This is a genomic window from Duganella dendranthematis (assembly GCF_012849375.1).
Taxonomy (GTDB): Bacteria; Pseudomonadota; Gammaproteobacteria; order Burkholderiales; family Burkholderiaceae_D; genus Rugamonas; species Rugamonas dendranthematis.
On record NZ_CP051684.1, the window covers coordinates 2,456,771 to 2,471,865 of the forward strand.

Below are 15,095 nucleotides of genomic sequence, written 5' to 3' on the forward strand. Positions count from 1 at the left end.
ATAGTCAGCATGGATTCCTGCAGACGCGGGAATGACGGCTCCTCGACCACCCTGATTTACGGATTCCCATGGAAATTTTCGGCTATCCCTTGCCCGTGATTATGAGCCAACTGTCGCTGGGGCTGGTCAACGGCTCGTTCTACGCGATGCTGTCGCTCGGCCTGGCCGTCATCTTCGGCCTGCTCAATGTGATTAACTTTTCCCACGGCGCGCTCTACATGATGGGGGCGTTCCTGGCGTGGATGGGCATCGAATACTGCGGACTGAACTATTGGGCGGTGCTGGTGCTGGCGCCGCTGCTGGTCGGGGTATTCGGCATCGTCATCGAGAGGACCATGCTGCGCCATCTGTACAAGCTGGACCACCTGTACGGGCTGCTGCTGACCTTCGGCATCACGCTGCTGGTGGAAGGCGTGTTCCGCTCGTTCTACGGCGTCTCCGGCCAGCCGTTCCAGACGCCCGAGTCGTTGTCCGGCTCCACCGACCTCGGCTTCATGCTGATGCCGAATTACCGCGCATGGGTGGTAGTGGCGTCGCTGGGGGTATGCCTGTCGACCTGGTTCGTGATCGAGAAGACCAAACTGGGCGCTTATCTGCGCGCCGGTACCGAGAATCCCAAGCTGGTGGAAGCGTTCGGCATCAACGTGCCGCTGATGGTGACGCTGACCTACGGCTTCGGGGTCGCTTTGGCGGGCTTTGCAGGCGTTCTGGCGGCCCCAATCATCCAGGTGCAGCCCCTGATGGGTCAGAACCTGATTATCGTCGTATTCGCCGTTGTCGTGATCGGCGGCATGGGGTCGATCATGGGCTCGATCCTGACCGGGCTGGGACTGGGGGTTATCGAGGGCCTGACCAAAGTGTTCTATCCGGAGTTTTCATCCACCGTCGTGTTTCTGGTGATGGTGGTGGTGTTGCTGCTGCGTCCAGCCGGTTTGTTCGGGAAGGAAAAATGATGAACAAGAAAATCGGCTACCTGATCGCCTTTGCGATCGCCGTGGCGGCGCCGTTTATCGGCTACCCGGTGTTCCTGTCCAAGCTGCTGTGCTTTGCGCTGTTTGCCTGCGCCTTCAACCTGCTGATCGGTTTTACCGGCTTGCTGTCCTTCGGCCACGCGGCTTTCTTCGGCGCCGCCGGCTACGTCGCCGGCAATGCGCTGAAGAACTGGGGCCTGCCGTTTGAGCTGGGCCTGCTGGCCGGCGTCGTGGCCGGCGCGCTGATCGGGCTGGTGATGGGCGCGCTGGCGATCCGCCGGCAGGGCATCTACTTCTCGATGATTACGCTGGCGCTGGCGCAGATGGTGTATTTCGGCGCGCTGCGGGCAGGGGAGTTCACCGGCGGCGAGGATGGCCTGCAAGGTGTTCCACGTGGACGGCTCCTCGGCGTGATCGACCTCGGCAACGATACCAACTTGTACTTCGTCGTGCTGGGCATCTGCGTGCTGGCGTTTGCGCTGATCCTGCGCACCGTGCATTCGCCGTTCGGCCAGGTGCTGAAGGCGATCAAGGAAAACGAACCGCGCGCCATCTCGCTCGGCTACGACGTCGACAAGTACAAGCTGCTGGCCTTCGTGCTGTCGGCCGCGCTTGCGGGGCTGGCGGGCGCCACCAAGACGGTGGTGCTGGGTTTCGAAACCTTGACCGATGTCCATTGGACGATGTCTGGTCTGGTTATCCTGATGACGCTGGTCGGCGGCATGGGGACGCTGGCCGGTCCGATGCTCGGCGCCATCATCATCGTCATGCTGGAAAACAAACTGGGGGACTGGGGCACGCTGCTGGCCAACGTCACCGGCATCGAGTGGTTTAATACCATCGGCGAAGCGGTCAACATGGTGGTTGGCCTGATCTTCATTATTTGTGTGCTGTTGTTCCGGCGCGGGATTATTGGTGAGTTCATTGCGCTGGCCGGGAAGAAGAAACCAGTGTGAGGAAATCATGCAAAACAAAACCATTGTGCTGGCGCTGGCCAGCATCGCAGTCGCCGCCTGCGGTTCGCACCATCATCACGATGAGCGCGAAGACCTGAACACCAAGCCGAGTTATCTCGGCGCCATCAGCAGCATCAACTACGACGGCGTCAGCGACGATCTGCTGACCGCCGGCCTCGGCAAGACAGGACTGGCCGGCGCCGCGCCGGCCTATGCCGACCCTAATAATCCCACCCCAGCAGAACTGCGCCGTAACGCCATCTACGCCAATTACCGGGCGGTGCTGGATATCGCCGCCAATAGCGGCTACGGTACGCTGTACGGCCCCAACGTCGACGCCAAGGGCGTGGCGGGCAGCGGCGAGGGCAAGGTCGCTGGCGCCGAATACATCGCTTACGCCGACGACGGCAGCGGCAATCAGAACGTGACCTTGATGGTGCAGGTTCCGGTCGGATTCGACGTGAAAAATCCCTGCATCGTTACCGGCACGTCGAGCGGTTCGCGCGGCATCTACGGCGCCATCGGCAGCTCGGGCGAGTGGGGACTGAAGAACAATTGCGCCGTGGCCTACGCCGACAAGGGCAGCGGCACTGGCCTGTACACCTTCGACGACGATGGCGTGAACTTGCAGAATGGCATGCGCGCCACACGTGCGGCGGCCGGCAAGAACGCCAGCTTCGCGCCGGTGCTGACCGATGCCGAACGGGCGGCGTTTGCGGCGGCTTATCCGGGACGCGTGGCATTCAAACACGCGCACTCCCAGCAGAATCCGGAAAAGGACTGGGGCAAGTTCACCTTGCAGGCGGTGGAGTTCGCCTTCTACGTGCTCAACGAAAAGTACGGCGCGCTGGCGCGGGATAACACCAGCCACGTCGTGATGCTGACGCCAAAGAATACGATCACGATCGCCTCCAGCATTTCCAACGGTGCCGGTGCGGCGCTGCTGGCGGCGGAACAGGACACCAAGGGTCTGATCTCCGGCGTGGCCGCCAGCGAGCCACAGATCCAGCCCAAGTCCGGCAGCGGCTACACGGTGCGGCAGGGCGCGGCAGCGGTGACGGGGCAGGGCAAGGCGCTATTCGATTACTCGACCTATGCCGCGCTGTACCAGCCGTGCATCGCCTCCACAGCGGCGGCGCCGGGACGCTGCACGGCGCTGGTGGCGCGCGGCCTGCTGAGTGGGGCTGACCTAACGGCGCAGCAGACCGACGCCAAGGCGCGGCTGAAAGCGTATGGTTGGCTGCCGGATTCCGATGTGCTGCAAGCGGCGCATGCGGGCACCAACATCCTGGTGGCGGTGACCTACGCCTATGCCTATGGCAAATTTTCTGTGACCGATAAAGTCTGCGGTTTCACATTTGCGCCGACCGACGCGAGCGGCGTGCCGGTGGCTTTTACTGCCGCGCAGAAGGCCAGCAGCTTTGCTACGCAGAACGGCATTATCGGCAACGTGGTGTATGAGGATTCAGTAGGGGGGGCGAAGGCGTATAACTTCGGCGTGTCGCCGATGAGCGGGATTGCGGATCAGTCGCTGGATGGCTTCCTGTGTCTGCGTTCGCTGGCGACCGGGATGGATGCGGTGAGTGGTGCGCCGCTGACTGGCGCCTTGGCGGCGCAGAGCACACGCGTGCGGGCTGGTGTGGCAGAGGTGGCGGCCAGCGGCAATCTGAAGGGCAAGCCAGCCATCATCGTGCAGGGACGCAGCGATACGCTGATACCGGTGAACTTTGCTTCACGTGCGTATGTGGGGCTAAATGCGTCGGTGGAGGGCAGTGCGAGCAAGCTGCGTTATATCGAGGTGACCAATGCCAATCACTTCGATTCGTTTGCCAATGCGCTGCCGGCGAATATCGTGCCGCTGCATGTATACCTGTTCCGGGCGCTGGATGCGATGCTAGCCAACTTGCGCAGCAGCGCAACGGCCTTGCCGCCATCGCAGGTGGTGCGGACGGTGACGCGAGCAGATAACACCACCGCGATTACCGTCGCGAATGTGCCGCCGTTCGCCGCAACCCCAACGACGGCGAACTCGATCGCTATCAGTGGCACGACAATTACAGTGCCTGATTGAGCGGCGCAGCCGACCCCGGTAGGTCGGGGTCAGACCCGTATGGGGTCTGACCCCTGCGGTTCGCCGTGCGGGGTAAATGTTACAGCGCCGATGCATAGATAGCGCGCGCATCCTCCCGCGTCACGAGGCGGGGGTTATTTCCGAGTAACCGGGTCTGAAGCATGGCGTCATCCGCCAGCCGATCCAGATCCGTTTCCTTGATCCCGACCTGTTGCAACGTCCGCTCAATTCCCGTCACGGTGGCGATTTGTTGCATCGCAACAGCCAGCGCCTCCGCCCTCGCCTCGGTCGAGCCGCTGGCTGCCGGCACCACGATCTCCGCCAGCTCGGCATATAGCCCAGCAGCTTCCGGCGCATTAAAGCGCAGCACATGCGGCAGCACCAGCGAATTCGACAGCCCATGTGGCACGTGGAATATTCCGCCGATCGGATAGGCCAGCGCATGCACCGCTGCTACCGGCGCGTTGGAAAATGCCTGCCCTGCCAGCATCGCTCCTAGAAGCATGGCCTGTCGCGCCGCCAGGTTGTTGCCGTTCTCACATGCCGTAATCAGGTTGGCTGACAGCAGTCCCAGCGCCTTACGCGCCAGCACATCGGATAGCGGATTCTTTTTATGCCGCGTAGTGTAAGCCTCAATGGCATGGACCATCGCATCAATCCCTGTGGCTGCAGTCACCTGCGGCGGCAGCCCGAGCGTCAGCTCCGCATCCAGCAATGCCAAATCGGCATAGAGCTGCGGCGCGACCACGCCCATCTTTGTGGTAGCGCCAGTCGTCACAATCGCGATATTGGTTACCTCTGAACCGGTACCTGCGGTGGTGGGAATCTGCACCAGGGGCAGCCGCGATCCCTTTACATTGCCAATGCCGTAGATGGCCTCGATGGGCTGCTCGCTGTCAGTCAGCACCGCAATCAGCTTGGCCACATCCATGGAACTGCCACCGCCCAAGCCGATGACGATGTCAGCCCGAAACGCGCGCGCCGCGCCAACCGCCTCCAGCACTACCACCTCCGGCGGGTCCGCCACCACCTTGGAATACACCTCGACCGTCAGCCCTGCAGCCCGCAGGCTGGCTACGGGTGCATCTACCAGCCCGGTCTTCAGGAAGCCAGGATCGGTGACCAGCAGCGCGCGCCGGGCGTGGGGGAAGCGCTGGGCGATGTGCTCGCCGAGGCGCGCAGCGGCGCCCAGCTCGGAAACGATATGGGCCACGGTGCTGAAAGAAAAGGCAGGGAAATCAGTCATGACGGCGTCCGTTCAGTAGTGAATTCGTCGTCTAGCTTACCCCAAGCCATGCCGCATGCGCATAAGCTGGCGCAGATTTCTTCCGTACAATAGAGCCTTTGCACGTTACGGATGGCGGGATCATGGTGGACTTCTGGGTGTTAGGTATTGCTGCGTTTGGTGCAGGGCTGGTTGACGCGGTGGTTGGGGGAGGCGGGCTGATCCAGCTGCCGACCATGTTCACGGTGTTCCCCAACATGGCGCCGGCCACGCTGATCGGCACCAACAAGCTGGCCAGCATTTTCGGCACCAGTGTGGCGGCGGTCAGCTATGCGCGCCGGGTGGCGATTGCATGGTCGGTGGCGACGCCGGCCGCGATGGCGGCGCTGGTGTTTGCGTTCTTCGGCGCCTATACCGTTACCCACGTCTCGGCCGACTTCATGCGCACTGCGCTGCCCGTGGTGTTGGTGCTGGTGGCGATCTATACCTTCGCCAAGAAGGACTTTGGCAGCGTGCACGCGCCGATCCACTCGGGCGCGAGGGAACAGTCGCTGGCGCTGGTAGTCGGTGCCGCCATCGGTTTCTATGATGGCTTCTTCGGTCCGGGCACCGGCAGCTTTCTGGTATTCCTGTTCGTGCGCGTGTTCGGCTTCGACTTCCTGGGTGCATCGGCGGTAGCCAAGGTTGTCAACGTGGCCTGCAACTTTGCCGGCCTGGTGTGGTTTGGCTACGCCGGCCACCTGATCTGGCAGTTGGGCATGACCATGGCCGTGTGCCAGATCGCCGGTTCACTGATCGGTTCGCGCATGGCGATGAAGCACGGCAGCGGCTTCGTCCGCAAGCTGTTCCTGGTGGTGGTGTCGGTGCTGATCGTCAAGACTGGCTATGACGCCTGGCTGCGGTGGTGATACCTGGGTGACACTGTTCCACGTGAAACAATAGAAAAAGGGCACTTGGCAACTCACCAAGTGCCCTTTTTTCATTGTTTCACGTGGAACACAGCCAACAATATTTTTGCCTAAAAAAGTCGCAACACCAAAAAAACTCTATAATCTGACCTTGATCCCCTTCGCTTTAAATTCTCCACCATGCTATTTCCTACGAAATTCGACGTCATCGTTGTCGGCGGTGGTCATGCCGGTACCGAAGCTGCACTCGCTTCTGCCCGCATGGGCCAGAAGACGCTGCTGCTCACCCACAACATTGAGACGCTGGGTCAGATGTCGTGCAATCCCTCCATCGGCGGTATCGGCAAAGGCCATCTGGTCAAAGAAGTCGATGCGCTGGGCGGCGCCATGGCGATCGCTACCGATGAATCGGGCATCCAGTTCCGCATCCTGAATTCCTCCAAAGGCCCGGCCGTACGCGCCACGCGCGCGCAAGCCGATCGTATCCTGTACAAGGCCGCCATCCGCGAGCGCCTGGAAAACCAACCTAACCTGTGGCTGTTCCAGCAGGCAGTGGACGACCTGATCGTGGAGGGCGACCGCGTGGTCGGCGCCGTTACCCAGATCGGCCTGAAGTTCCTTGCGCCAGCGGTGGTGCTGACCGCCGGCACTTTCCTCGACGGTAAGATCCACGTCGGCCTGAACAGCTACTCGGGTGGCCGCGCCGGCGATCCGCCAGCCGTATCGCTGTCCGCGCGCCTGAAAGAATTGAAGCTGCCGCAAGGCCGTCTGAAGACCGGCACGCCGCCGCGCATCGACGGCCGCAGCATCGACTTTACGCAGATGACCGAACAGCCGGGCGACCTCGATCCGGTGCCGGTGTTCTCGGTGATGGGCAATGCCGCCATGCACCCTGAGCAAATGCCTTGCTGGATCACGCATACCAACCAGCAAACCCACGACATCATCCGTGGCGGCCTGGACCGCAGTCCGATGTACACCGGCGTGATCGAAGGCGTCGGCCCGCGTTATTGCCCGTCGATCGAAGACAAGATTCACCGCTTCGCGTCGAAGGAATCGCACCAGATTTTCCTGGAGCCGGAAGGCCTGACCACGCACGAATTCTATCCAAACGGCATCTCCACCAGCCTGCCGTTCGACGTGCAGATCGCGCTGGTGCGCTCGATGAAAGGCCTGGAAAACGCCCACATTCTGCGTCCTGGCTATGCGATTGAATACGATTACTTCGACCCGCGTGGCCTGAAAGCATCGCTGGAAACCAAGGCTATCAATGGCCTGTTTTTCGCCGGCCAGATCAATGGCACCACCGGTTACGAAGAGGCTGCGGCACAAGGTCTGCTGGCCGGCGTCAACGCCGCGCTGCAAACTCAGGGCCGTGGAGCCTGGACGCCAGCCCGTTCGGAAGCCTATCTGGGCGTGATGGTAGACGACCTCGTCACGCAAGGCGTGATGGAGCCGTACCGCATGTTCACCAGCCGCGCCGAGTACCGCCTGAGCCTGCGCGAAGACAACGCCGACATGCGCCTGACCGAAATCGGCCGCAAGCTGGGCGTGGTTGGCGATGCGCAGTGGGAAGCCTTCGACCGCAAGCGCGAGTCGGTTGGCCGCGAACTGGAACGGCTGCGCTCCACGTGGGTGAACCCGCGCATCCTGGAAGCGGCTGAGTCCGAACGCGTGATTGGTCAGGCCATCGAGCGGGAGTATTCGTTGGCCGATTTGCTGCGCCGTCCCGGCGTTGCCTACGACACGCTGATGACGCTCAAAGGTACTGACGGCCGCGAGCTCGCAGGTCCGGGTGAGACTGATGAAGCGGTCAAGGAACAGATCGAAATTCAGCTCAAATACTCGGGCTATATTGATCGCCAGACCAAGGAAGTCGAGCGCCACGAGCACTACGAAAACCTGAAATTGCCGGAAGGTTTCAGCTATCTGGACATCACCGCGCTGTCGGTGGAAGTGCGCCAGAAGTTGCACGCGCAGCGTCCGGAAACGCTGGGCCAGGCATCGCGTATTTCTGGTGTGACGCCGGCGGCGATTTCGCTGCTGCTGGTACACCTGAAGAAGGCCGGATTCGGCGGTTTTTTGAATAAAGAAGAGGCAGCATGAAGGTGTTTAACCGCGAAGTAGTAGCGGATGTTCTGAAACAAGGCATCAAGCAGCTGCCCTTGCAGCTGAGCGAGGAACAGGTAGAAAAGCTGCTGGACTACCTGGCCCTGCTGAACAAGTGGAATTCGGTCTACAACCTGACCTCGGTGCGCGACCCCATGGAAATGGTCAAGCTGCACCTGCTGGACTCGCTGGCGGCCGTTCCGGCGTTCGCGGGGGCGTCAAATGTACTGGATGTCGGGGCAGGGGGCGGATTGCCGGGCGTGGTGCTGGCGATTAGCCGGCCGGATATGAAATTGTCGATGATCGACACGGTGCACAAGAAGACCGCCTTCCTCAATCAGGTGAAGGCGGAGCTGGAACTGGGCAATGTGACGGTGTACACCAAAAAGGTGCAGGAGCTGGAAGTGAAGACCAAGTTCGACGTCATCACCTCCCGGGCGTTCGCCGACCTGTCGGACTTCGTCAACTGGTCCGGGCACCTGCTGGCGGAGGGCGGCCAGTTCATCGCCTTGAAAGGCACGGCGCCGGCGGAGGAGCGAGAGCGACTGCCAGCACCATGGAAAGTGCAGAAACTGGAGCCTTTGGCAGTGCCGGGGCTGGACGCAGAACGCCACCTGGTATTCATCCAGGCTGATGAAAACGCAGAAACAGTATAAACGGTTTATACGGTATAAATGGTTTATATCAAATAAATAGTATAAATCGTTTATATCGTTTATACCGTATAAATCAAAAGCATCAACACACATAAGAATTACATGGCAAAAATTTTTTGCGTAGCAAATCAAAAGGGCGGCGTAGGCAAGACCACCACCACAGTCAACCTGGCCGCCGGTTTGGCAAAACTGGATCAGCGCGTATTGCTGGTCGATCTAGACCCGCAGGGCAATGCCACCATGGGTGCCGGCATTAACAAGGCGGGCCTGCCTTCCTCGACCTATGAAGTGTTGCTCGGCACCGCCGACGTGGCCACCGCGCGCCAGCGTTCGGAGCCGGGGCACTTCGACGTGCTGCCGTCCAATCGTGAGCTGGCCGGCGCCGAAGTCGAGATGGTGGAACTGGACAACCGCGAACGCCGCCTCAAGGACGCGCTGGCGGCTGTGGATAAGCAGTACGATTTCATTCTGATCGACTGCCCGCCGGCGCTGTCGATGCTGACGCTGAACGGCCTGTGCGCCGCGCACGGCGTGATCATCCCGATGCAGTGCGAGTACTACGCGCTGGAAGGGTTGTCCGATCTGGTCAACACCATCAAGAAGGTGCACGCCAACCTGAACCCGGACCTGAAGATTATCGGCCTGTTGCGCGTGATGTTCGATCCGCGCATGACGCTGTCGCAGCAGGTGTCGGCGCAGCTGGAGCAGCACTTCGGCGACAAAGTCTTCAAGACCATCATCCCGCGCAATGTGCGCCTGGCGGAAGCGCCGTCGTACGGCGTACCGGGCGTCACCTTCGATCCGACCTCCAAGGGTGCGCAGGCGTATATCGCCTTCGGCGCCGAGATGGTCAAGCGCATCAAGAAAATGTAAGGCATAGGTAGGCACATACATGGCAACTAAAAAATTCAAAGGCCTGGGTCGCGGCCTGGACGCGCTGCTTGGCGGCGATAGCGATCTGACCACGGCGGACGCCAACACGCCGTCCGAACTGCCAGTGAGCAAAATGCAGGCTGGTAAATATCAGCCGCGTACCCGCATGGACGAAGGTGGCCTGCAAGAGCTGGCCGCCTCGATCAAAACCCAGGGCATCATGCAGCCTATCCTGGTGCGTCCGGTCGGCAAGGACAAATACGAGATCATCGCCGGCGAACGCCGCTTCCGCGCCGCCCAGCTGGCTGGACTGGACATGCTGCCGGTCCTGGTGCGCGATGTCGACGATCAGGCCGCCGCCGCCATGGCGCTGATCGAGAACATGCAGCGCGAGGATCTGAATCCGCTGGAAGAGGCGCAGGGCATCCACCGCCTGATCACCGACTTCAGCTTCACCCACGAGCAGGCGGCCACGGCGGTCGGCCGCTCGCGCAGCGCGGTGTCCAACCTGCTGCGCCTGATGAACCTGGCGTCGCCGGTGCAAACCATGCTGATGGCCGGCGATATCGACATGGGCCACGCGCGCGCGCTGCTGTCGGTCGACGCCGCCACCCAGATCAACCTCGCCAACATGGTGGTTGCCAAAAGGTTATCGGTGCGCGAAACCGAGAAACTGGTTTCCAAAACCTTGGAAGAACTGCAAGCTTCGCCAAAAGAAGCCCGCGTCAAGGAAAAGTCCGGCGACATCTCGCGCCTGGAAGAAGAGCTGTCCGACAAGCTGGCCACGCCGGTGGTCTTCAAGATGGGCGCCAAAGGCCGCGGCCAGATGATCATCGATTTTGCCGACCTCGACATCCTCGACGGCGTCCTCGCCCGCCTGCGCGCCTAGCGCACTAAACACGCCAAGTTGGAAAACGTCTAACTGATTCCAACTTGGTGCAATGACAGCGGAAATGTTTCTAAAAGCGTCTCATTCGTGCACTAAATGCTCTGCTGCGGTGCAGCATGTTTGACGTGATACATGAAAGACACATATAATCACGCGTCTTTGGGGTTTAATCGGTTTTTAAGGAGGCTCGCAGTGACTGTTTTGTCGAGCAATTCCAGACCGATGTTCCGAGTCGTCGCCCTCCAGTTCGCTATCGTGACTGGTTTCGCCTTGCTCGCCTGGAATATTGGCGGAGTAAACAAAGCTTGGTCGGCCGCCTATGGCGGAGCAATCGCAGTCATCGGGAGTCTGATGTACGCGATGATTGTTGCGGGCGGAACAAATGATGCCAAAAAAGCTTTTCGCGCGCATGTGCGCGCCGAAGTGACAAAAATATTTATCACGGTAGTGCTGTTTATTGTCGCGCTAGCGTTGTTTCAGTCGGCCTCATGGTTATGGCTGATCTTGGGTTTCGCGGTGGCAACCTTGGCATACTGGTTTTCACTGCTCGCAATTTAATCACCAAAATCTTATATTTTTATGACCACTGAACATGTAGGGCACGACGCGCCCACCAATATTGAGTACATTCAGCACCACTTGAGCCACCTGAAATCGGCCGACGGCGCCTTTAACCTGGACACGTTCTGGGTTTCGGCGATTTTGGGCCTGGTTTTCCTCGGTGTGTTCTATATGGCCAGCCGCCGCGCCACCGCCGGCGTGCCGGGCAAGCTGCAAAACTTCGTCGAAGCCGTGATGGAACTGGTCAACGAAGTGGTCAACTCGGCCTTCCACGCCAAGAGCAAGGTCATCGCCCCGCTGGCGATCACCATTTTCTGCTGGGTTTGGCTGATGAACGCCATGGACTTCCTGCCGGTCGACCTGCTGCCTAAGCTGCTGTCGTTCGTCGGCGTTCACAAGCTGCGCGTTGTGCCGACCGCCGACGTCAACCACACTTTTGGCATGTCGTTCGGCGTCATGCTGTGCATTATTGGTTTCTCGATCAAAGCCAAGGGTCTGGGCGGCTGGGGTAAAGAGCTGCTGACCGCGCCGTTCCACGCGCATGGCTTCATGGCCATCGTGCTGGCGCCGGTCAACCTGGCCTTCCAGCTGATCGAGTTGCTGGCCAAGCCACTGTCGCTGTCGCTGCGTTTGTTCGGCAATATGTATGCCGGCGAACTGCTGTTCATTCTGATCGCTCTGCTGCCATGGTGGGCACAGTGGCTGCTCGGTGGTCCGTGGGTGATCTTCCACATTCTGGTGGTGACCCTGCAAGCGTTTGTGTTCATGGCGCTGACGGTTGTGTATCTGGCCATTGCGGTTGAGAAGCACTAAATTTTCGTTTTTAACTTTTTAGTATCTGTAGTCTTTTTTAAATCTTAGGAGAAATTTCAATGCAAGCTCTGATCGCACAAGTACAAAGCATGACCGTTCTGGCAGCCGCTATCATCATCGGCCTGGCCGCTATCGGTACCGCTCTGGGTTTCGCCATTCTGGGCGGTAAATTCCTGGAAGCGTCGGCCCGTCAACCAGAACTGATGCCACAACTGCAAACCAAGCTGTTCGTTATCGCTGGTCTGCTGGATGCGATCTCGATGATCGGCGTTGGTGTTGCTCTGCTGTACACCTTCAGCAACCCATTCCTGGCCGCTCTGCAAACCGTCGCTCAGTAATCTGCTCCACCCTAGGAGAAACTTTTAGTTAGGAGCAAAGGTATGGACATCAATATGTCTCTCATCGGTCAGATGATCACCTTCGCGGTGCTGGTCTGGGTGTCGATGAAGTTCGTATTTCCATCGCTGAATGCAGCGTTGGATGAGCGTGCCAAGCGTATCGCTGATGGTCTGGCCGCTGCCGACCAAGGTCAGCAAGCAATGGTGGTCGCGGAAAAACGCGCCGCCGAAGCGCTGTCCGGTGCACGCGAAGAAGCTTCGCAACGCGTTGCCGACGCTGAAAAGCGCGCGCAACTGGTAGCCGAAGAAATCAAAGCGAATGCACAAGCTGAAGCGGACCGCATCATTGCGCAAGCCAAGGCTGAAGCCGAGCAGCAACTGGCCAAGGCGCGCGAAGCGCTGCGCGCTCAGGTGGCTGACCTGGCTGTGAAGGGCGCCGAGCAAATCCTCAAGCGCGAAGTCAACGCCTCGGCTCACGCCGATCTGTTGTCGCGCCTGGCTGTCGAGCTGTAATCATGGCAGAAAACGCAACCGTCGCCCGTCCCTACGCGGAAGCTTTGTTCCGCGTAGCCCAAGCAGGTAAGGAATCGTTCAACCTCGCGGCGTGGGCCGAACTGGTGGCCGAACTGGCCCAGATCGCATCCCACCCCGAGGTGCAAGCATTCGCCCGCAACCCGAAAGCGTCGGACAGCGATATCGTCGCCGCCTTCAAGGCCCTGGTGAAAACCCCGGTCAACACGGAAGCCACTAACTTCCTGTCGATGCTGGTGGAAAATGGCCGTATCAGTCTGCTGCCGGAAATCGGCACGCAATTCCTGGCGTTGAAAAACGCCGCGGAAGGCGCCGCAGACGCCGAGATCACCAGCGCCTTCGAACTGGACGCCGCGCAAGTGAGCACGCTGATCGCTACGCTGGAAAAGAAATTCAGCCGCAAGCTGAACCCGGTTGTAACCGTGGACCCAGCCCTGATCGGCGGTGTACGCGTGGTGGTCGGTGACGAAGTGCTGGACACTTCGGTGCGCGCCAAGCTGCAGCAAATGCGTGTTGCACTGGTCGCTTAATCTGCGGCCGGCTTAGAACAGATTCTTCATCTCGCGCAAGCTGAGAGAAACACTTTTAGGAGTTAGTATGCAACTCAACCCATCTGAAATCAGCGAGCTGATCAAGAGCCGTATCGAAGGCCTTGATGGTGGCGCTGAAGTACGTAACCAAGGCACGGTTATTTCCGTCGCCGACGGTATCGTCCGTATCCACGGCCTGTCGGACGTGATGCAAGGCGAGATGCTGGAATTCCCAGGCAACACCTTCGGCCTGGCCATGAATCTGGAACGTGATTCGGTCGGTTCCGTGATCCTGGGTGCTTACGAGCACATCTCGGAAGGCGACACCGTCAAAACCACCGGCCGTATTCTGGAAGTGCCAGTCGGTCCGGAACTGCGTGGCCGCGTGGTCAACGCCCTGGGCCAGCCGATCGACGGCAAAGGCGCCATCGCTACCAAGCTGACCTCGCCAATCGAAAAGATTGCCCCAGGCGTGATCGCCCGTGAGTCCGTCTCGCAGCCAATGCAGACCGGCCTGAAATCGATCGATGCGATGGTACCAATCGGCCGTGGCCAGCGCGAGCTGATCATTGGCGACCGCCAGACCGGTAAATCGGCTGTGGCGGTGGATGCGATCATCAACCAAAAAGGCCAGGGCATGACGTGTATCTACGTCGCCATCGGTCAAAAAGCCTCGACCATCAAGAACATCGTGCGCTCGCTGGAAGAGCACGGCGCGCTGGAGTACACCATCGTGGTCGCCGCTTCGGCGTCGGAATCGGCTGCCATGCAGTACATTTCGGCCTACTCGGGTTGCACCATGGGCGAATACTTCCGCGACCGCGGTGAAGATGCGCTGATCGTCTACGATGACCTGTCGAAGCAAGCTGTTGCTTACCGTCAGATCTCGCTGCTGCTGCGCCGTCCACCAGGCCGCGAAGCGTACCCAGGCGACGTGTTCTACCTGCACAGCCGTCTGCTGGAACGCGCAGCCCGCGTCAACGCCGACTACGTCGAAGCCTTCACCAAGGGTGAAGTCAAAGGCAAGACCGGTTCGCTGACCGCACTGCCGATCATCGAAACCCAGGCGGGTGACGTCTCGGCCTTCGTGCCGACCAACGTGATTTCGATTACCGACGGCCAGATCTTCCTGGAAACCTCGCTGTTCAACGCCGGTATCCGTCCTGCGATTAACGCCGGTATCTCGGTGTCGCGCGTTGGTGGTGCTGCTCAGACCAAGGTCATCAAAAACCTGTCGGGCGGTATCCGTACCGACCTGGCCCAGTACCGTGAACTGGCTGCGTTCGCGCAGTTCGCTTCGGACCTGGACGAGTCGACCCGCAAGCAGCTGGACCGCGGCGCCCGCGTGACCGAACTGCTGAAACAGAAACAGTACTCGCCACTGTCGATCTCCCTGATGGCCGCTTCGCTGTTCGCAGTGAACAAGGGCTACCTGGATGATGTCGAAGTCAAGAAAGTGCTGTCGTTCGAAGCCGGCCTGCATGCGTACCTGAAGACCAAACAAGCTGACCTGCTGTCGAAGATTGAATCGTCGAAGCAACTGGACAAAGACGGCGAAGCAACGCTGTCGGCCGCCATTGCCGACTTCAAGAAATCCGGCGCATTTTAAGGTGCTTGGCGCTCCGGGACACCCGGGAGCGCCGTCAGCGCAGAAGGAGTAAGGA

15 protein-coding genes are annotated in these 15,095 nt (G+C 60.0%); 14 read left to right on the forward strand and 1 reads right to left on the reverse strand.

Annotated elements, in window-relative coordinates:
* The first annotated feature begins 68 nt into the window (after positions 1–68).
* From HH213_RS11300 to HH213_RS11310, 3 genes are read left to right on the forward strand one after another with little or no spacing between them, the layout of a single operon-like run.
* On the forward strand, positions 69–953 hold the full coding sequence (locus HH213_RS11300; protein WP_169112314.1) for a branched-chain amino acid ABC transporter permease: 885 nt from the start codon (positions 69–71) through the stop codon (positions 951–953).
* Positions 953–1,927: a branched-chain amino acid ABC transporter permease gene (locus HH213_RS11305; RefSeq protein ID WP_169115116.1), complete on the forward strand. Its 975-nt coding sequence runs from the start codon at positions 953–955 to the stop codon at positions 1,925–1,927. The genes HH213_RS11300 and HH213_RS11305 overlap by 1 nt, the downstream gene beginning before the upstream one ends.
* A gap of 7 nt (positions 1,928–1,934) precedes the next feature.
* Complete coding sequence (locus HH213_RS11310) at positions 1,935–3,998, forward strand: 3-hydroxybutyrate oligomer hydrolase family protein (RefSeq protein WP_169112315.1); 2,064 nt, start codon at positions 1,935–1,937, stop codon at positions 3,996–3,998.
* A 79-nt stretch (positions 3,999–4,077) separates the two neighbouring features.
* On the opposite strand, the gene HH213_RS11315 is transcribed toward HH213_RS11310, so the two are convergent.
* Positions 4,078–5,244, reverse strand: a complete 1,167-nt coding sequence (locus tag HH213_RS11315; RefSeq protein WP_169112316.1) for an iron-containing alcohol dehydrogenase — start codon at positions 5,242–5,244, stop codon at positions 4,078–4,080.
* Positions 5,245–5,366: 122 nt separating this feature from the next.
* Here HH213_RS11315 and HH213_RS11320 point away from each other — a divergent pair, with 122 nt between their 5' ends.
* From HH213_RS11320 to atpA, 11 genes are all read left to right on the forward strand, one after another.
* Positions 5,367–6,131 (forward strand): sulfite exporter TauE/SafE family protein, encoded by a 765-nt coding sequence (locus HH213_RS11320; protein ID WP_169112317.1) that lies wholly within the window; start codon positions 5,367–5,369, stop codon positions 6,129–6,131.
* 180 nt (positions 6,132–6,311) lie between these two features.
* Positions 6,312–8,237 carry a tRNA uridine-5-carboxymethylaminomethyl(34) synthesis enzyme MnmG gene (mnmG, locus tag HH213_RS11325; RefSeq protein ID WP_169112318.1) on the forward strand — a complete coding sequence of 642 codons (1,926 nt, stop codon included), beginning with the start codon at positions 6,312–6,314 and terminating at the stop codon, positions 8,235–8,237.
* The gene (rsmG, locus tag HH213_RS11330; protein WP_169112319.1) at positions 8,234–8,896 is read left to right on the forward strand and encodes a 16S rRNA (guanine(527)-N(7))-methyltransferase RsmG; all 663 of its coding nucleotides are present in this window, start codon (positions 8,234–8,236) and stop codon (positions 8,894–8,896) included. The genes mnmG and rsmG overlap by 4 nt, the downstream gene beginning before the upstream one ends.
* 102 nt (positions 8,897–8,998) lie before the next feature.
* Complete coding sequence (locus HH213_RS11335) at positions 8,999–9,769, forward strand: ParA family protein (RefSeq protein WP_110846052.1); 771 nt, start codon at positions 8,999–9,001, stop codon at positions 9,767–9,769.
* Between the two features lie 19 nt (positions 9,770–9,788).
* A complete protein-coding gene (locus tag HH213_RS11340; RefSeq protein WP_110846053.1) occupies positions 9,789–10,658 on the forward strand; it encodes a ParB/RepB/Spo0J family partition protein in 870 nt (289 codons plus the stop codon).
* Positions 10,659–10,850: 192 nt separating this feature from the next.
* Positions 10,851–11,216 carry an ATP synthase subunit I gene (locus HH213_RS11345; RefSeq protein WP_229263399.1) on the forward strand — a complete coding sequence of 122 codons (366 nt, stop codon included), beginning with the start codon at positions 10,851–10,853 and terminating at the stop codon, positions 11,214–11,216.
* 21 nt (positions 11,217–11,237) lie between these two features.
* Complete coding sequence (gene atpB, locus HH213_RS11350; RefSeq protein WP_110846055.1) at positions 11,238–12,032, forward strand: F0F1 ATP synthase subunit A; 795 nt, start codon at positions 11,238–11,240, stop codon at positions 12,030–12,032.
* Between the two features lie 59 nt (positions 12,033–12,091).
* Complete coding sequence (gene atpE, locus HH213_RS11355) at positions 12,092–12,370, forward strand: F0F1 ATP synthase subunit C (protein ID WP_072782978.1); 279 nt, start codon at positions 12,092–12,094, stop codon at positions 12,368–12,370.
* A 42-nt stretch (positions 12,371–12,412) separates the two neighbouring features.
* The gene (locus tag HH213_RS11360) at positions 12,413–12,883 is read left to right on the forward strand and encodes a F0F1 ATP synthase subunit B (protein WP_110846056.1); all 471 of its coding nucleotides are present in this window, start codon (positions 12,413–12,415) and stop codon (positions 12,881–12,883) included.
* A 2-nt stretch (positions 12,884–12,885) separates the two neighbouring features.
* Positions 12,886–13,431, forward strand: coding sequence for a F0F1 ATP synthase subunit delta (locus HH213_RS11365; protein ID WP_110846057.1), 546 nt, complete (start codon positions 12,886–12,888; stop codon positions 13,429–13,431).
* Between the two features lie 67 nt (positions 13,432–13,498).
* On the forward strand, positions 13,499–15,040 hold the full coding sequence (gene atpA, locus HH213_RS11370) for a F0F1 ATP synthase subunit alpha (protein WP_110846058.1): 1,542 nt from the start codon (positions 13,499–13,501) through the stop codon (positions 15,038–15,040).
* The last annotated feature ends 55 nt before the right edge of the window (positions 15,041–15,095 follow it).